Here is a 16,186-nt window from a genome sequence, read left to right as displayed (position 1 = left end):
GTCCTTTGCTGGTGTTACAAACCCGCGCCCATATATCGGTGCGCGCGCGGCAGGGAAACCGCAATTTCGACGCATGTGATCTGAATCACTGGACAGATTCACCTATTTGGGTGATTCTCGTGCGCAAAAAAGAACAGGCGGTTCGGGACATGGGCATTTTCCTGCGATGGATGTTTGCCTTCGGTTTGTTGGCATTGACCTACAATCCGACGGAGATAAATTTTGTCCGATGGGCATACTGGAACTACCAAACCCATCTGTCGGTCGCCGTGTTCATGGGGCTGTTGCTGACGATCGGTTATATCATCTATCTGCGGGCCACCCTGCGCTCGATCGGGCCGTTCGGGATGGCATTGGTGCTGTCGGTGATCGCCTCGCTGCTCTGGGTTCTGTTTGATTTCGGTCTGCTGCATCTGGACAATACCACGGTGAATGTCTGGCTGGGAATCTTTGCCCTTTCGGTGGTGCTGGGCGTCGGGCTGAGCTGGAGTCACGTCCGGCGGCACTTGGCCGGTCAATCCGATGTCGATGATGTCGACGAGTGATCCGCATCCTTGAAAATGCAAAACGGCGCCGCGATGACCGGGCGCCGTTTTGCATTCATGGGTCTTGTATGGGTCAGCCAGCGGCGCGTTTGTCCGGTCGGAACCCGATCTGACCCGAGGCGGTGAACTGACCGCTGGCGGTTTTCTTCAGTTTGCCCTCACGCAGGAGTTGACCGAACGAGCGCAGCCCGTCCTCGCGGTTGAATTCCTGATCGTCGAGCTGGCGCACCTTGTTCATCAGCTGCGGGCGCGAGAACTGGTCGCGGCCCTCGACAAAGGACAGGTACGAGGCCGCGGCCTCCAGCAATTCGTGCAGGCCGCTGGCACCGGTCTCGGCGACAAAATCGGCAAAGCTGCCTTCGGCGGCCTTGGCCGGGGCCTCTTCGGCGACCAGGCTGGCCACGCGGCGCGGACGCACCGGACCGCTGCCCAACGAGCGCTTGGTATCGATGCGTTGTTCAGCCACCAGTTTCAGCGGCGCCGGACGCTCCTCGGTCCGGGCGCGCGGTGTGCTGCTGCTGGCGACGGGGCGGCGCGGACGCACGACTTCGGACAGGTCGGTGCGGTATTCGTCCTCGCTGGAATGGGTGCCCAAAGTGCCGCCAGCCGACCGCTCGGCACGGGTCGCGGCAACTGCCGCTCGCATCTGCGAATAGGTCTCGCGGGTGGTGGACAGATCCGGGTCTTCGAGTTTCTCGTCGGCGGCGGCAAGCAGGCGCGAAATGTCGTCGTCGCCGCCGGCTGGAGCGGCCCTGGTCGTTTCCGGGCCACCCTCGAACGTATCGACGTCATCGTCATCGCTGGTGGCGTCGGCCTCGGCAAAAAGCGATCCATCCACATCCGAGGTATCTTCGTCATCGTCATCTAGGCTGAGCAGGTCGATGTCGTCGTCGTCGTCCTCCACATCCACATCCGTGCGGGCGGTGTCGCCGCCGCGTTCGGCCAGGTATTCCGCCTCTACAGCGGCAAGCTCGCGCAGCAGATCATCTTCGTCCTCGGGCGAGAGCGAGCCGGTTGCGCTGGCATCGACCTCTTCCGTTTCGGCCTCGAACTCGGTGCGCTTGATCTTGCTGACACGGACGGCCACACGCGGGGGGCTTACGGCTTCGGGCTGTGCTGCCTCTTCGGCAGTGGCGTCGGCAATCGCCTCTTCGCGTTCTTCCTCGGCGTCTACGGTTTCCGTAACGAAACGCGCCGCGAGCCCGCTGTCGATCTGGTCGATCGGATTGGCGTCCTCTTCGATCGTGTCGAGTTCGGCGACGTTTTCTGCATGTTCGTCTTCGGTATAGCGCGCGTCAGCTTGGCTGGCCTGTTCGTTACGCGACACCACGGCGCGGATGCGTTGCAGCTTGGCCGCGATGGAATCGGGTGCGGCAGGCGCTTCGGGGGCGTCCTCGACCGCTTCGGCCATGGGCAGGATGTCGAGTTCGTCCTCATCCTCGATCTGCGCTTCAACCGCGTCCTCTGGCAGGTCGTCGAATTGCGCGGCGATGCTGGCGAGCAGGGTCTCGCTGTCGGCATCGTCCTCGACCGCCGCGGCTGCCACTTCGGCTTCCGTCGGCGCTTCGACGATTTCGGGCGCCTCGGTCACCGGCAACTCGGGTGCCTCGTCGTCTGATGCCTCGATAATCGGCGCGTCATCAGCGGGTGCGGGCTGTTCCTCGGCGACTTCCGGCGAATCCTCCGGGGCCTGCGCGGGGGGCTCCTCTACTTCAACCGGAGCCTCGGCGACCGGTCCGGCGGTCGCTGGCGCCGCATCGGCGGCGGGGATGTCGGAAACAGGTGCTTTGGCGACCGGTCCTACGGTTTGGGCGTCGCTCACCGCTTCCGCAATCGCGGGCTCTGCTGCCAGCGCGGCGGGCGCGGCTGCGCGCAGCACGATGCCCTTGTCGTCACGCCGGGCCTCGACCTGGCGGGCGATCTCGCGCTCGGCGATCCGGGCCAGCATGTCGGCATCCGGCTGTGGCGGTTCGGCCCCGAAATACCGGTCATCGGCGGCAAGGTCCCGAAAGTACTCGGCAATGGCCTTCATCGTGTCAAAGGAATCCTCGAACCCCTCAAGGGTGCAGGAAAACGTCCCATAGGAGACGGTCAAGACCTTGTTGTTCTGTACCATGGGATGCTCGTCCTCTACATAGATGTGCCTAAGCGTTTACCATCCCTTGGGCGTCAATTTCGGCCCGATTCTGTGCAAATGAGCGTATCATTTTGTGACTACAATATGTCCTGTTTCCAGAAAGGGCGACAATCCCGCCATGAAAACCGCGATTGTTGAGGCGCCGGAACCAGTAACCCTGATTGGCGGCGGTGAGGTCGGTTCAGGAGACCTGGATCTGGCGCTGGAGCGCGCCAGAGTGCTGGTCGCCGCCGATAGTGGCGCGCTGGTGGCGCTGGCGCAAGGGCGGATGCCCGATGCCGTCATCGGGGATATGGACAGTCTGCCGGCATTGCAACGCGTCCGCATCCCTGACGAACGGCTTCATTCGATTTCCGAGCAGGACAGCACCGATTTCGACAAGGCGCTGCGCCATATCTCGGCGCCTCTGGTGTTGGGGGTGGGCTTTCTGGGCGCGCGTGTCGATCACCAGCTGGCAACGTTCAATACGCTGGTGCGGCAGGTGGATCGTCCCTGTCTGCTCATCGGCGCGGTCGAGGTGATCTTTCACCTGCCGCCCCGGCTGGAGCTGGATCTGGTGCCGGGCGATGTCGTGTCACTGTTTCCGCTGGCGCCGGTGACGGCGCGGTCCGAGGGGCTGTTCTGGCCGCTCGACGGCCTCGGGATGGCGCCCGACGGGCAGATCGGCACCTCGAACCGGGCGACCGGGCCGGTGGTGATCGAGGCAGACGGGCCGGGGTTGCTGGCGATGGTGCCGCGTGGGGCACTGGACGGGATTATCCGCTGGTTCCTTTCGCCGAACTGCGGGCGCTGGCCTGCTCGCGCAGGATGACGTAGAGGCCCGCGGCCATGGTGATCAGGATGCCCAATGCCGCCAGCCCGTTGGGCAGGTCGTGGAAGATCAGCCAACCGATGGCGGTGGCGACCGGGATTTCCAGATACTGCATCGGCGCCAGTGTCGCCGAGGGCGCATAGCGCAGCGACCAGGTCATCAACAGATGCGCCGCAGTGCCCAGCACGCCGATGGCCAGAAGCAGCCAAAGTGTTGTGCCGGAGGGGGCGACGAATGTCAGCGCCTCGACCCCGGTGACATGTCCGACCATCAGCACCGGGGCGAGGACTACGGTGGCCATGACTCCGGACACTGCCTGAAGCGCGATCGGGTCTGTATCCTTGGCCAGTTGCCTTGTGACCAGCATGAAGAGGGCAAAGACTACAGCCACCACAAGCGGCAGAAGGGCGGGCAGGCCGACCTCGGCAAAGCTGGGCTGGATCACCAGAAGCGTGCCGACAAAGCCCACGATACAGGCGCCAAGGCGGCGGTGGCCAACCTCTTCTCCCAGAACGTATTTGCCCAGCAGCAGCATGATGAAGGGCATGACAAAGGCGATGGCGATAGCATCGGCCAGCGGCAGATAGCGCAAGGCGGTGAACATCGCCCAGATGCCGGTGATATGCAGCGCGGTGCGCAGGGCGGTCAGGCGCAAGAGCCGCCCGCGCAATTGCCAGGGGCGTCCGGTGGCCTGGACCAGGGGGATCAGGATCACGGCCTGAATGGCAAAGCGCACCAGCAAGAGCTGCATGGTGGGCATGGTGCCGCCCAGAAGTTTGGCCAGCGCGTCGCCCATCGGGGCGAGCACACAGAAACCGAGCATCAGGAAGATGCCGAGAAGGGGGCGGTCGGCGGTCATTGCGCCACGCTAGTTTCCCGGTGGGGGCGATACAAGCGGCACGCCACGAAACCGACCGGAATTTTGCAAAAATTCCGGCCCAGAAAATCGCGGATTTTCTGAGCCATTTTCTGTGTCAGAAAATGGCGCCCGCCTCAGCAGTTCGGCACGTTGACTGCGAGCCCGCCCAGCGAGGTTTCCTTGTATTTCTCGTGCATGTCGGCGCCGGTCTGGCGCATCGTCTCGATCACCGCATCGAGCGGCACGAAATGCTTGCCGTCGCCGCGCAAGGCCAACGAGGCTGCCGAGACCGCCTTGATCGCGGCCAAACCGTTGCGTTCGATACAGGGCACCTGGACCAGCCCCTTGACCGGGTCGCAGGTCATGCCGAGGTGATGTTCCAGCGCGATCTCAGCCGCGTTTTCCACCTGTTCGGGCGTGCCACCCATCACCGCGCAGAGGCCTGCCGCCGCCATGGCGGCGGCGCTGCCGACCTCGGCCTGACATCCCGCCTCGGCGCCCGAGATCGAAGCGTTGTACTTGACCAGCCCGCCGATGGCAGCGGCGGTCAGCAGGAAATCCTCGACATGGCTGGGGGCGGCGCCCGGCACGTGGTCGAGGTAGTAGCGCAGCACCGCGGGCAGGGTGCCGGCCGCGCCGTTGGTGGGGGCGGTCACCACCTGGCCACCGGCGGCGTTTTCCTCGTTCACCGCCATGGCATAGACGCTCATCCAGTCGTTGATCGTATGCGGCGCGTTCAGGTTCATGCCGCGCTCGGCCAAGAGTGAGTCATGGATGCCCTTGGCGCGGCGGCGCACATTGAGGCCGCCGGGCAGGATGCCGTCGGTCGCCAGCCCGCGCTCTATACAGTTGTTCATCACCTCCCAAAGCCGCGCGGTGCCCTTGGCGAAAGAGACCTCGCAACCGCGCGCGATCTCGTTGGCGCGTTTCATCTGGGCGATGGATTTGCCCGATACGGCGGCCATCTCCAGCATCTCGGCGGCGGATTTGAACGGGTAGGGGACCGGCGGGCCGTCATTGCTGTCCTTGCCCTGGGCCAGTTCCTCTTCGGTCAGGACAAAGCCGCCGCCGACCGAATAGAACACCTGGCGCAGGATCACGTCGCCCTGTGCGTCGGTGGCCATCAGGATCATGCCGTTGGCATGGCCCGGCAGGGCGTGGTCATAGTCGAAGACCAGGTCGCGCTTGGGGTCGAAGGCCAGCACCGGCAGCCCCTCGGGCGTCACCGTATGGGTGGCGTGGATCGCGGCCAGCGTGGCTTCGGCCTTGTCGTTGTCATAGCTGTCGGGGACAAAGCCCGCGAGGCCGAGGATGGTGGCGCGGTCGGTGGCATGGCCGACGCCGGTAAAGGCCAGCGAGCCATGCAGCGAGCCCTTGACCCCGTGGAAGGCGAAGGGCGAGGCGCGCATCATATCGAGAAAGCGCGCGGCGGCCACCATCGGCCCCATGGTATGCGACGAAGACGGGCCGATGCCCACTTTGAACATGTCGAAGACGGAGAGGAACATATCAGGTAGCCGAACCTTCTGGCGGGTTTGCGTGACGGGGGGCGGTGAATGGGGTGTCGCCCAGCCCCTCGGCCACTTGCGCGGCACGGGTGGCGGGGCGGATTTCCAGCGCCGCAAGGATGCGGTGCAGATGGGGCGTGTCGGCGGCGGCGAACCAACTGCGGTCGCTGTCCTGGGGATAGAGCGCCAGCCAGCGCATCAGGCAGGCCAGATACCAGCTCAGCACCGAGGGCGCCTCTGGCGACAGCCAGTCCGGCGCCTTGGCCGCCACTGCGTCGAGCAAGGCCAGATGGGTGCGCAGGCGCGGGCGCAGGCCCGTGCGCAGGGTCTCGGCCTGTGCCTCGGCGATGTATTTGTCGGGATAGAACAGCATGCGCATATCCGCATGCAGCGTGTTCGAGGCGAAGAACAGCCATTTCAGAAAGGCGCCGCGCGCCGGATCGGTGGGGGGTGGGGCCAGGCGGCCATGGGTATCGGCAAGCCACAAGAGAATGGCGGCGGTTTCAAAGATCGGACCCTGCGGGGTTTCCAGCACCGGGATCAGCCCGGCGGGGTTGAGCGCGCGATAGGCAGCGCTGTCCTGCGCCCGGGTGGTGCGGTCCACCAGCATGGTTTCATAGGGCAGACCCATATCCTCCAGCGCCAGCCGGATCACCAGCGAGGCGTTGTCGGGGGCGTAATGCAGGCGATAGGGCGCGGTCATGCCTTCGATATAAGATGCACGGGCGATTCTGCATTCGCCGATTGCGACGTTTCCCATCGGAAACGCGTAAGCTTGCCGCGAGTCACGGTTTCTGTGCCTGACAGACGAAATGGTTCAGGGAAAAGAAGAACCGCCCCGCGCGCGCCAGCTCCTGCTGCTCCTGTGCCCAGGCCTGTGCCTCGGGTTCGGGCATTGCGTCTGTCTGAATGGCATAGGCGGTCATCAGGCGGATCATCATTGCGGCCAGCCCATCGGGGCGCAGCTGCGTGTCGCAAAAGGCAAGCGGCGTCATGCTGACTGCGCGAAACCCGACCTCGGCCAGCAGCGCCGGAAGGCGTGCCGGAACATCGCGGCAAGCGAGGTGGCGGTCCCAGATGCGGCACATCTCGGCCATGCGCTCGGGCTGGTCGCTGTGCCAGGTGAGCGTATCGAAGTGCATGTCGCCGATCACCAGCCGGCCACCGGGCTTCAGGGCGCGAAAGAGCTCGGCCAGCGGTGGGCGCATGTCGTGGAAGTATTCGAACACCTGTAACGAGACCGCTCCGTCGAGGCTGTTTTCATCGCAAGGGAGGGCCTCGGCGTTGCCCTTCAGGAAGGCGACATTGCCGCGATCCGCGCAGCGGGCGCGCGCGAGGTCGAGCATGTCGGCGCTGGGATCGAGGCCCAGCACATGGCCGGTGTCGCCCACGGCGCGAGACAGGTCTAGTGTCAAGAGTCCGTTGCCGCATCCCAGGTCCAGCAATCGATCTCCTGGCGATGCTGCCAGAGCGTCAAAACTGGCGCAGCGGCGGCGGGTGATATCGGCGCCCTGATAGGCATCCTCCAGAACGCGGGCGGTGTCTTCGTCGAATTGCAGCATGCGATTAGCCTCCTGCCGCGACCATAGCACATTCAGGTGAGCGACCCAAAATCGGCCGGGTCCGGCAGGGCCTTGCCCTGTTCCGACTCACCCTGTGCGGCGGCGGCGCAAGGCCAGACCGGCGCGCAGGTTCAGCGTCAGCAGGGTGATGTTGGTGGCCCCCGCCAGCAGCTCCAGCGCCTGCACGACATAGAAGAGCGTGTCGAACTGGCCCGCATTGGAGCGAAGGGCAAGGAACACGGCGCTGGGCAGCAGGATCAGCAACCCGTTGGCGGCGATCATCTTCATCCGCCGGGATTTGGCGGCGACCTCAGGCAGGCGCCAGCCCTTGCCCAAAGCCGCACCGGTGGCGCCAGCGGTGGCCATGGCCGGGATCAGCAGCGCCATGCCGTAGAGGATCGCCGTCTTGACCTGTGCGATCTGGGAATGGGTGCCAAACAGCTCGACCAGCGCGGTCGAGGTCCAGAAACAGGCGATGGTGAGCAGGGCGATGCCGCCACTCAGCGCGTGCAGTTTGAGTTTCATGGCGGGGTCTCCAATTAAATAGCGTGCTATGTAAATAATGTTGCATAGCACGCTATGCAAGAGGTAGGTCGCAGGCATGGATCAGTTTCAACACAATTCGGCCGGGTATCTGGCCAATCACATGGCGCGGCTCTTTGCGGCGGGGCTGGCGCGGCGCATCCAGCCGCTGGGGCTCGCCCCGGCACAGTTCATGGTGCTGTTGGAACTGTGGCACAGCGACGGGCGTACCCAGGCCGACCTGACGGCGGCGCTGGATGTGGAGCAGGCGACCATGGCCAATACGCTCAAGCGGATGGAGCGGGACGGGCTGATCCGGCGCTTGCCGTCCGAGGAGGACCGCCGCGCCCGGCTGATCCATCTGACCGACCGCGCCCGCGCGCTTGAGGCAGAGGCCAAGGCGGCGGCAGGGGCGCAGAATGCGCAGGCGCTGGCGGGGTTGGACGCGGCAGAGCGCGCGACATTCATCGCACTGATGCGCCGGGTGATCGGCAATATGCAACGGGGCTGAGGGGCGGGTCTGGGGCTGACGGCCGGATTTGGTCTCGCAGTTGGGCGGGGCGTTGCGTATAACGCTGGCAATCATCGACAGGGGATACTGCCATGACCGGAGAACTCTCGCCCATCGACAAGGCGAAATTCGTTGCCGCCAAGCGGGCGGCGGATCTGGTCGAGGATGGTATGAGGGTCGGCCTCGGGACAGGGTCCACAGCCGCCTGGCTGGTGCGCTGCCTAGGCGAGATGGTGCGCAAGGAAGGGTTGAAGATGCGCGGCGTTCCGACCTCGACCCGCACCGCGCAGCTGGCGCGCGAGGTGGGGATCGAGATCATCACGCTGGACGAGGCACGCTGGCTGGATATCACCATCGACGGTGCCGACGAATTCGATGGCGACCTGAACCTGATCAAGGGCGGCGGCGGCGCGCTGCTCCACGAAAAGATCGTGGCGACAGCCTCGGACCAGATGGTGGTGATTGCCGATGTCGGCAAGGAAGTGGGCCGACTGGGCGCCTTTCCCCTGCCGGTCGAGGTGATCCCCTTTGGCTGGCAGACGACCCAGGCGCTGCTGGAGGAGACGCTGATCTCGATGGACGTGCTGGGGCGGACGGCGACCTTGCGGATGAACGGAGACGCACCGTTCATCACCGACGAGGGCAACCACATCCTGGACCTGCATTTGCAACGGATCGGCAATGCCCGACAGTTGGCGCTGGTGCTGAACCAGATCCCCGGCGTGGTGGAAAATGGCCTGTTCATCGACATTTGTGACACGGTCGTGGTGGGCCATGGTGACGGGCGGGTGGAAATCCGCGACATCAACCAGGGCACGGTGGAACATGACCGGCTGGATTTTGTCGAAAGCGACAACCTTTTTACCGATCTGGCGGATTGAGCGGGCGCTCACGCGGGTGTGATCGGCGTTGTTTTCGGCAGGGTCGGCCATATGTGAACAACTCATGCAGGGCCTGCGGGCCGGCACAGGATCAAAAGGCTGCCGCCCGGCTGGGCAGCGGCGGGACTACGAGGCGAACAGATGAGTTTTGACTACGACCTTTTTGTCATCGGCGGCGGTTCGGGCGGCGTGCGCGCGGCGCGCGTTGCGGCGGGCGAGACCGGGGCCAAGGTGGCACTGGCCGAAGAGGACCGCTATGGCGGCACCTGCGTGATCCGGGGCTGCGTGCCGAAAAAGCTGATGGTGTTCGCCAGCGAATATGCCGGCATGGTCGAGGACGCGCAGGCCTATGGCTGGGATATCCAGCCGGGCGCGTTCGACTGGGACGTGTTTCGCACCAAGCTGTACAAAGAGCTGGACCGGCTGGAAGGCGTCTATCGCAACATCCTCAAGAACAACGGGGTCGAGACCTTCGACACCCGCGCGCGGCTGGTCGATGCCCATACGGTCGAACTGTCCGACGGCACCCGCAAGAGCGCGAAACATATCCTGATCGCCACCGGCGGCCGTCCGGTCAAGCCCGAGATCAAGGGCGCCGAGCTGGGCATAACCTCGAACGAGATTTTCCATCTGGAGAAGCTGCCCGAACGGATGCTGATCGTCGGCGGTGGTTACATCGCCTGTGAATTCGCGGGCATCATGAATGGTATGGGCGTCGAGGTGACGCAGTATTATCGCGGTGCCCAGATCCTGCGCGGCTTCGATGACGAGGCGCGCGGGCTGGTCAGCGAGGAAATGTGCCAGAACGGTATCAAGCTGCATCTGGGCACCAATGCGCTGGAGATGGAGCGCGAGGGTGACCGGATCCGGGTCAAGGCCACCAATGGCGACGAGGAACTCTTTGACCAGGTGATGTTCGCCACCGGCCGGGTGCCTAATGCCGACGATCTGGGGCTTGAAGGGCTAGGCCTCGAGCTGGGTCGCAAGGGGCAGATCGTGGTGGATGACTACAGCCAGACCGCCGTGCCCTCGATCTATGCGATCGGGGATGTGACCGACCGGGTCAACCTGACGCCGGTTGCGATCCGCGAGGGCATGGCCTTTGTCGATACCGTGTTCCGGGGCAAGCCGACCCCGGTCGATCACGCGCTGATCCCGACCGCGATCTTTACCCAGCCCGAGATGGGCACCGTGGGGTTGAGCGAGGAAGACGCCGCGGCTCAGGAGCCGGTCGAAATCTATGCCACCTCGTTCAAGCCGATGCAGACCGCCTTTGCCGGACGCAGCCAGCGGGTGCTGATGAAACTTATCGTGTCCAAGGCCAACCGCCGCGTTCTGGGCTGCCATATCGTGGCCCCGGGCGCGGGCGAAATGATCCAGCTGGTCGGCATCGCGGTCAAGATGGGCGCCACCAAGGAGGACTTCGACCGAACGGTTGCGGTTCACCCGGTAATGGCCGAAGAACTGGTCACCCTGTGGCAACCGGTCCGCAGCGCTTGATTTACGGAGCGAAATGCTCAGGTTAAGGAAGAGGCCGGTCACGGTCGTGTGAACAACAAGGAGACGGAAACCAGATGGCGGGCAACTCAGGTGGCCCCTGGGGGGGCGGAGGCTCTTCCGGTGGCGGCGGAAACAGGGGAAACAATGGCGGTCAGCGGCCGCCCGAAGGTGATGGCCCGCAGATCCCCGAGATCGACGAATTGGTCAAGAAGGGCCAGGAACAGCTGCGCGTCCTTATGGGCGGGCGCGGCGGAACCGGCAATCGGGGCGGCGGCAACGGTCGCGGCACCGGCGGTGGCGGTGGCCCGGCCTTTACCCGCGGCACGCTGGGTCTGGGCCTTGTGGTTGCGATCGGTCTCTGGGGCATGGCGAGTTTCTATACCGTCAAACCCGAAGAACAGTCGGTCGAACTGTTCCTGGGCGAGTTTTCCGGGATCGGCACCGAGGGTCTGAACTTTGCGCCTTGGCCGCTGGTCACCGCCGAGGTGATCCCGGTCAAGGTCGAACAGACCGAGACCATCGGCTCGGGCGGGCGCGGCAGCGATGCCGGGCTGATGCTGACCGGGGACGAAAACATCGTCGATATCGATTTCCAGGTGGTGTGGAATATCACCGATCCGGCCAATTTCCTGTTCAACCTGCGCGACCCGCGCCAGACCATTCAGGCGGTGTCGGAATCGGCCATGCGCGAGATCATTGCGCAATCGGAACTGGCGCCGATCCTCAACCGGGATCGTGCGGTCATCGCCGAGCGACTCGAAGAGCTGATCCAGCTGACGCTGGACAGCTATAACTCGGGCATCAACATCGTCCGGGTCAACTTTGACGGAGCCGACCCGCCAGAGCCGGTCAAGGATGCCTTCCGCGAGGTGCAATCGGCGGGTCAGGAACGTGACCGGCTGGAGAAACAGGCCGATGCCTATGCCAATACGGTTCTGGCCGGCGCGCGCGGTGAAGCGGCGCAGGTGCTGGAAGAGGCCGAAGGCTATCGCGCCCGCGTGGTCAACGAGGCCCAGGGTGAGGCCAGCCGCTTCTCGGCGGTGCTCGAAGAATACTCCAAGGCGCCCGATGTCACCCGCAAACGTCTCTATCTGGAGAGGATGGAGCAGGTGCTGGGCGATATCGACAAGGTGATCCTGGACAGTGACGGGGCGGGCAGCCAGGGCGTGGTGCCTTATCTGCCGCTCAACGAACTGCGCAAATCCGGCGATAAGGAGAACAACTGATGCGGAAAACGACTTTTCTCCTGCCTGTCGTCGTGGTGCTGGTCGCGCTGGGCCTGTCGTCGCTGTTCATTGTGGATGAACGCGAAAAGGCGCTGGTGCTGCAATTCGGCCGTGTGATCGACGTCAAGGAAGAGCCGGGACTGGCCTTCAAGATACCGCTGATCCAGGAAGTGGTGCGCTATGACGACCGCATCCTCAGCCGCGAGGTCGGCCCGCTGGAAGTCACCCCGCTGGACGACCGCCGCCTGGTGGTCGACGCCTTTGCCCGCTATCGCATCACCGATGTGCGGCAGTTCCGTCAGGCGGTGGGTGCCGGTGGTATCGCAACTGCCGAGACGCGTCTGGACTCGATCCTGCGTGCCAAGACCCGCGAGATCCTGGGTTCGGTCAGCTCGAACGACATCCTCAGTTCCGACCGCGCCGCGCTGATGCTGCGCATCCGCAACGGTGCCATTTTCGAGGCCCGCGATCTGGGGCTCGAGGTGATCGACGTGCGGCTGAAGCGCACTGACCTGCCCGAGGCCAACCTGAACGCCACCTTTGCCCGGATGCGGGCAGAGCGTGAACGCGAAGCGGCCGACGAGGTGGCGCGCGGTAACGAGGCGGCACAGCGGATCCGAGCCCAAGCCGACCGGACCGTGGTCGAACTGGTATCGGAAGCGCGCCGCGAGGCCGAGATCGTTCGCGGTGAGGCCGATGCCCAGCGGAACGGTATCTTTGCCGAAGCCTTTGGCAAGGACCCGGAGTTCTTCGAATTCTACCGTTCGCTCTCGGCCTATGAAAAGGCGCTGCAAGGGGGCAACAGCTCGATGGTGATGAGCCCGGATTCAGAGTTCTTCAACTATCTGAAGTCGCCTTCGGGCAGGTCCGAGTAAGCCACGTGGCATCGACGGATACCGAAAGGGCCGGCCACTGCGCCGGCCCTTTTCGCGTTCTCCCCACAGTTGTCTTGATCCGTGGCCATGAATGCCGTCAAATGCGGCAAAACCGGAACTCGGGAACTGAAATGCGATTGATTTATGCCTGTTTGACGGCCCTCGCTCTGGGCACTCCGGCGCTGTCAGAGCCTGCCATCGTGCTGGGCGACACCGCTTATGACACCTACGGCAAGCGGGTCTCGGTCAGCAGCGTCGTGCGTCTGGCCACCATCACCGGCGATCGTGTCAGCATGAGCGCCACCCGCGCCTATCTGCCGGCGGGCAAGATCCTGTTGGTGGGGCGCGGCCCGCTCTGCCGCAAGCAATCGCTCGATCTGTGGTGCTTTGCCGTCACCCAGGACGGGCTGCCCGTCTATGTGCGGGCCGACAGCAAGGGCTATTTCAAGGCCGATGGCTATGACGGGTTCATCGCCGTGGCGCAGCGTCCGGGAGCGGTGGAAACCACCGATGGCCGGGTGTTGGAATACAGCAGCTCCGAGCGGTATCAACTGGTCGATCACAGCGAGGATACGGTGACGCTGGCCGTCGGCCCCGAGAACCGCAAGCCCGGTTTCGACGCCGCCACCACGGTCGAAATCGCGCGCGAGGACAGCGATTTCGTCTTTGTCGATACCGACGAGCTGCGCAACGACACCAGCTATGCGCCGATCCGCCCCCTGACACGCGGAGACGCGCTGGCCCGGCTGGCGAGGGATATTGCCGACCTTGACCTTGACGGGCAAAGTTTTCGCGAAGCGCGCGACTTCTTCGAACGTCTCCTGGTCGAGGAGAAGAATTGCAGCGACGAGATCACTCTGGAACAGACCGCCGGTGTGGAACTGGCGGCAGGCGTGGGCGGTCTGCTCTCGGCCATCGACGCCAAGCTTCAGATTACCGCGACCTATGCCAAGAGCACCAGCTATCCCAAGGGGATGCAGATGCGCGCGCTCCGCTATGTGCAGGACCTGCCCGAGGATGGCGCCCGCTATTTCGAAATCTGGGAGCGCCTGAGCCATGAGGACGAGAGCTGCAAGGGCGTCATCTCGGCCCGGCTGACCGGGGCAGACGATGCCGAACGTGGTGGCGAAAGTGGCGAGATAACCACGCAATCGGCCCGTGACATGGGGCTTGGGGTCAGTGAAAGCCGCAAGTTCCCCTCTTATTCCTGTGACCGCGAGTACTTCACCGCGCTCGATCATCTGACCTCGGCCGATGGGCGGCTGTCGCAGGCGGGAGCGGAGCTTTTGGTCACCTACGCGATGCGCTACCAGGGTGCGGGGGGCATCAAATCGTGCCGTGACCGGGGGGGCAACGGATGATCGGCCTGCTAGTGTTGGCGCTGGGGCTGGTGCTGATCGCTGAGGGGGCGGTTTACGCGCTGGCGCCCGGCATGGTCGAAAGACTGCTCGAGATTCTACGTAGCCTACCATTGGCGGCGCGGCGGCAGACCGGCCTGCTGAGCATGGTGTTCGGTCTGATCCTGGTCTGGGGCGCCTATCAGATCGGGTTTTGACAGGTTTTGCGGGCGCCGGGGTGCCTGCGCTCTCATTTCCCCGCGATCCCGAGTTGCGGGCGGGGGCAAACTGACTACATTGTTGTCGAGACAGTGACTGGGCAGGGCCGCGCCCCCCGGTCGGCAGGTAGGTGACAAGGAGACCCCCAGTGCAGCCACAGGCACGCAGTATCGCCCGGACGCAGGATAGCAGGATGATCACCAACGCCCGGTTGATGGCGCTGGCGGGACTGAGCGTGCTGTTCCTGCTGCTCCAGACCCTCATCGCCCAGGCCCGGCCGGAAAGCCTGGCGCCGCTGGCGGACAAGGTCAGCCCGGCGGTGGTCAACATCACCACCTCGACCCTGGTCGAGGGCCCGACCGGCCCGCAGGGAATCGTGCCCGAAGGCTCGCCCTTCGAGGATTTCTTTCGCGAGTTCCAGGACCGCAACGGCGGTGGCGACCGGCCCCGGCGCAGCTCGGCGCTGGGCTCGGGCTTCGTGATCTCCGAGGATGGCTATATCGTCACCAACAACCATGTGATCGCCAAGGCCGACGAGATCCTGATCGAGTTCTTTCCCGGCGACGGCCAGCCGGCGCGCGAATTGCCGGCCAAGGTGGTGGGCACCGACGAGAACACCGATATCGCGCTGTTGAAGGTCGAGGCGGACGGGCCGCTGAAATATGTCAAGTTCGGCAATTCCGACACCGCCCGCGTGGGCGATTGGGTGATGGCGATGGGCAATCCGCTGGGGCAGGGCTTCTCGGTTTCGGCCGGAATCGTGTCGGCCCGCAACCGGGCGCTCAGCGGCAGCTATGACGATTACATCCAGACTGACGCGGCGATCAACCGGGGCAATTCCGGCGGTCCGCTGTTCAACATGGATGGCGAAGTGATCGGGGTGAACACCGCGATCCTGTCGCCCAATGGCGGCTCGATCGGCATCGGTTTCTCGATGGCCTCGAACGTGGTCACCAAGGTGGTGGGCCAACTGCGCGAATATGGCGAGACCCGCCGCGGCTGGCTGGGCGTACGTATCCAGGATGTGACCGAGGACATGGCCGAGGCGATGGGGCTGGAAAAGACCGGCGGCGCGCTGATCAGCGATGTGCCGGACGGCCCCGCCAAGGAGGCCGGGCTCAAGGCCGGTGACGTCATCCTGAGCTTTGATGGGGCCGAGGTGCGTGACACCCGCGACCTGGTGCGCCGGGTGGGCGAAAGCGAGGTCGGCAAATCGGTGCGTGTGGTGGTGTTCCGCGACGGTGGCACCCAGACCGTGCTGGTGACCCTTGGCCGTCGCGAGGATGCCGAGCGCGCCGGTTCGGGAACCGAGGACGAGAACGATGGCGGCCAGTCCGAGCCGGAAGCCAGCAAGAAAGAGTTCCTGGGCCTGACGGTCAGCGTGCTGACGTCGGATATGCGAACCGAGCTGGGCCTTGCCGACGATGCGACCGGGCTTGCAATCATCGCGGTCGACGAAGCGTCGGAAGCCTTTGAAAAGGGATTGCGCACGGGCGATGTGATCACCGAGGCGGGGCAGCAGAAAGTGGCCACGCTGGCCGATCTGGAAACCCGTATCGACGAGGCGCGCGAGGCGGGCCGCAAGTCGCTGCTACTGCTGGTGCGGCGCGGTGGTGAGCCGAGATTCGTGGCCTTGAGCCTCGATCAGTGATACGCGCGAACAACGACAAAAAGGCGGCCGGTTTTCCCGGCC

General features: G+C 64.5%; 16 protein-coding genes. 10 read left to right on the top strand and 6 right to left on the bottom strand.

The window, feature by feature from the left end; all coding sequences use genetic code 11:
* Positions 1–11: 11 nt before the first annotated feature.
* Positions 12–545: a DUF6524 family protein gene (locus AC2FL1_RS01650; RefSeq protein ID WP_496827934.1), complete on the top strand. Its 534-nt coding sequence runs from the start codon at positions 12–14 to the stop codon at positions 543–545.
* 73 nt (positions 546–618) lie between these two features.
* On the opposite strand, the gene AC2FL1_RS01645 is transcribed toward AC2FL1_RS01650, so the two are convergent.
* Positions 619–2,661 (bottom strand): chemotaxis protein CheA, encoded by a 2,043-nt coding sequence (locus tag AC2FL1_RS01645; protein WP_496875778.1) that lies wholly within the window; start codon positions 2,659–2,661, stop codon positions 619–621.
* 139 nt (positions 2,662–2,800) lie between these two features.
* Here AC2FL1_RS01645 and AC2FL1_RS01640 point away from each other — a divergent pair, with 139 nt between their 5' ends.
* Positions 2,801–3,493, top strand: coding sequence for a thiamine diphosphokinase (locus tag AC2FL1_RS01640; protein ID WP_496827938.1), 693 nt, complete (start codon positions 2,801–2,803; stop codon positions 3,491–3,493).
* Here the strand turns inward: AC2FL1_RS01640 and AC2FL1_RS01635 are convergent.
* The 5 genes from AC2FL1_RS01635 to AC2FL1_RS01615 form a co-directional block, all read right to left on the bottom strand.
* Complete coding sequence (locus tag AC2FL1_RS01635) at positions 3,438–4,352, bottom strand: DMT family transporter (protein WP_496875777.1); 915 nt, start codon at positions 4,350–4,352, stop codon at positions 3,438–3,440. The two genes, AC2FL1_RS01640 and AC2FL1_RS01635, sit on opposite strands and share 56 nt — an antisense overlap.
* Before the next feature lie 134 nt (positions 4,353–4,486).
* Entirely contained in the window at positions 4,487–5,860 is a 1,374-nt protein-coding gene (locus tag AC2FL1_RS01630) for an L-serine ammonia-lyase (protein ID WP_496875776.1), read from the bottom strand.
* A 1-nt stretch (position 5,861) separates the two neighbouring features.
* A complete protein-coding gene (locus AC2FL1_RS01625) occupies positions 5,862–6,563 on the bottom strand; it encodes a glutathione S-transferase family protein (RefSeq protein ID WP_496875775.1) in 702 nt (233 codons plus the stop codon).
* An 82-nt stretch (positions 6,564–6,645) separates the two neighbouring features.
* Positions 6,646–7,422 (bottom strand): methyltransferase domain-containing protein, encoded by a 777-nt coding sequence (locus AC2FL1_RS01620; RefSeq protein ID WP_496827944.1) that lies wholly within the window; start codon positions 7,420–7,422, stop codon positions 6,646–6,648.
* 87 nt (positions 7,423–7,509) lie between these two features.
* A complete protein-coding gene (locus tag AC2FL1_RS01615; RefSeq protein WP_496875774.1) occupies positions 7,510–7,947 on the bottom strand; it encodes a hypothetical protein in 438 nt (145 codons plus the stop codon).
* Between the two features lie 76 nt (positions 7,948–8,023).
* Between AC2FL1_RS01615 and AC2FL1_RS01610 the strand changes: the two genes are divergently transcribed.
* The 8 genes from AC2FL1_RS01610 (at position 8,024) to AC2FL1_RS01575 (ending at position 16,144) form a co-directional block, all read left to right on the top strand.
* Positions 8,024–8,455: a MarR family winged helix-turn-helix transcriptional regulator gene (locus AC2FL1_RS01610; RefSeq protein WP_234169627.1), complete on the top strand. Its 432-nt coding sequence runs from the start codon at positions 8,024–8,026 to the stop codon at positions 8,453–8,455.
* A gap of 92 nt (positions 8,456–8,547) precedes the next feature.
* Positions 8,548–9,336 carry a ribose-5-phosphate isomerase RpiA gene (gene rpiA, locus AC2FL1_RS01605; RefSeq protein WP_496827948.1) on the top strand — a complete coding sequence of 263 codons (789 nt, stop codon included), beginning with the start codon at positions 8,548–8,550 and terminating at the stop codon, positions 9,334–9,336.
* A 141-nt stretch (positions 9,337–9,477) separates the two neighbouring features.
* A complete protein-coding gene (gor, locus tag AC2FL1_RS01600; RefSeq protein ID WP_496875773.1) occupies positions 9,478–10,836 on the top strand; it encodes a glutathione-disulfide reductase in 1,359 nt (452 codons plus the stop codon).
* Between the two features lie 74 nt (positions 10,837–10,910).
* Positions 10,911–12,062: an FtsH protease activity modulator HflK gene (gene hflK, locus AC2FL1_RS01595; RefSeq protein ID WP_496827951.1), complete on the top strand. Its 1,152-nt coding sequence runs from the start codon at positions 10,911–10,913 to the stop codon at positions 12,060–12,062.
* Positions 12,062–12,937 (top strand): protease modulator HflC, encoded by an 876-nt coding sequence (hflC, locus tag AC2FL1_RS01590; protein WP_496827953.1) that lies wholly within the window; start codon positions 12,062–12,064, stop codon positions 12,935–12,937. The genes hflK and hflC overlap by 1 nt, the downstream gene beginning before the upstream one ends.
* Positions 12,938–13,068: 131 nt before the next feature.
* Positions 13,069–14,298, top strand: a complete 1,230-nt coding sequence (locus AC2FL1_RS01585) for a hypothetical protein (protein ID WP_496875772.1) — start codon at positions 13,069–13,071, stop codon at positions 14,296–14,298.
* Positions 14,295–14,492 (top strand): DUF2065 family protein, encoded by a 198-nt coding sequence (locus AC2FL1_RS01580; RefSeq protein ID WP_496827956.1) that lies wholly within the window; start codon positions 14,295–14,297, stop codon positions 14,490–14,492. Before AC2FL1_RS01585 ends, AC2FL1_RS01580 begins: the two co-directional genes overlap by 4 nt.
* A gap of 194 nt (positions 14,493–14,686) precedes the next feature.
* Complete coding sequence (locus tag AC2FL1_RS01575; RefSeq protein WP_234137811.1) at positions 14,687–16,144, top strand: DegQ family serine endoprotease; 1,458 nt, start codon at positions 14,687–14,689, stop codon at positions 16,142–16,144.
* The last annotated feature ends 42 nt before the right edge of the window (positions 16,145–16,186 follow it).

This window comes from Ruegeria sp. YKSF070 (assembly GCF_059612725.1).
The sequence above is the reverse complement of the archived record's forward strand: the minus strand, read 5'-3'. Positions and strand labels throughout refer to the sequence as shown.

What these genes read in the sequence shown, in the direction of transcription:
- gor (WP_496875773.1), top strand. Translation starts at nt 9,478, where the DNA reads ATGAGTTTTGACTACGACCTTTTTGTCATCGGCGGCGGTTCGGGCGGC.
- AC2FL1_RS01615 (WP_496875774.1), bottom strand. Translation starts at nt 7,947, where the DNA reads ATGAAACTCAAACTGCACGCGCTGAGTGGCGGCATCGCCCTGCTCACC.
- AC2FL1_RS01580 (WP_496827956.1), top strand. Translation starts at nt 14,295, where the DNA reads ATGATCGGCCTGCTAGTGTTGGCGCTGGGGCTGGTGCTGATCGCTGAG.
- AC2FL1_RS01620 (WP_496827944.1), bottom strand. Translation starts at nt 7,422, where the DNA reads ATGCTGCAATTCGACGAAGACACCGCCCGCGTTCTGGAGGATGCCTAT.
- hflK (WP_496827951.1), top strand. Translation starts at nt 10,911, where the DNA reads ATGGCGGGCAACTCAGGTGGCCCCTGGGGGGGCGGAGGCTCTTCCGGT.
- AC2FL1_RS01625 (WP_496875775.1), bottom strand. Translation starts at nt 6,563, where the DNA reads ATGACCGCGCCCTATCGCCTGCATTACGCCCCCGACAACGCCTCGCTG.
- AC2FL1_RS01575 (WP_234137811.1), top strand. Translation starts at nt 14,687, where the DNA reads ATGATCACCAACGCCCGGTTGATGGCGCTGGCGGGACTGAGCGTGCTG.
- AC2FL1_RS01610 (WP_234169627.1), top strand. Translation starts at nt 8,024, where the DNA reads ATGGATCAGTTTCAACACAATTCGGCCGGGTATCTGGCCAATCACATG.
- rpiA (WP_496827948.1), top strand. Translation starts at nt 8,548, where the DNA reads ATGACCGGAGAACTCTCGCCCATCGACAAGGCGAAATTCGTTGCCGCC.
- AC2FL1_RS01635 (WP_496875777.1), bottom strand. Translation starts at nt 4,352, where the DNA reads ATGACCGCCGACCGCCCCCTTCTCGGCATCTTCCTGATGCTCGGTTTC.
- hflC (WP_496827953.1), top strand. Translation starts at nt 12,062, where the DNA reads ATGCGGAAAACGACTTTTCTCCTGCCTGTCGTCGTGGTGCTGGTCGCG.
- AC2FL1_RS01640 (WP_496827938.1), top strand. Translation starts at nt 2,801, where the DNA reads ATGAAAACCGCGATTGTTGAGGCGCCGGAACCAGTAACCCTGATTGGC.
- AC2FL1_RS01630 (WP_496875776.1), bottom strand. Translation starts at nt 5,860, where the DNA reads ATGTTCCTCTCCGTCTTCGACATGTTCAAAGTGGGCATCGGCCCGTCT.
- AC2FL1_RS01645 (WP_496875778.1), bottom strand. Translation starts at nt 2,661, where the DNA reads ATGGTACAGAACAACAAGGTCTTGACCGTCTCCTATGGGACGTTTTCC.
- AC2FL1_RS01585 (WP_496875772.1), top strand. Translation starts at nt 13,069, where the DNA reads ATGCGATTGATTTATGCCTGTTTGACGGCCCTCGCTCTGGGCACTCCG.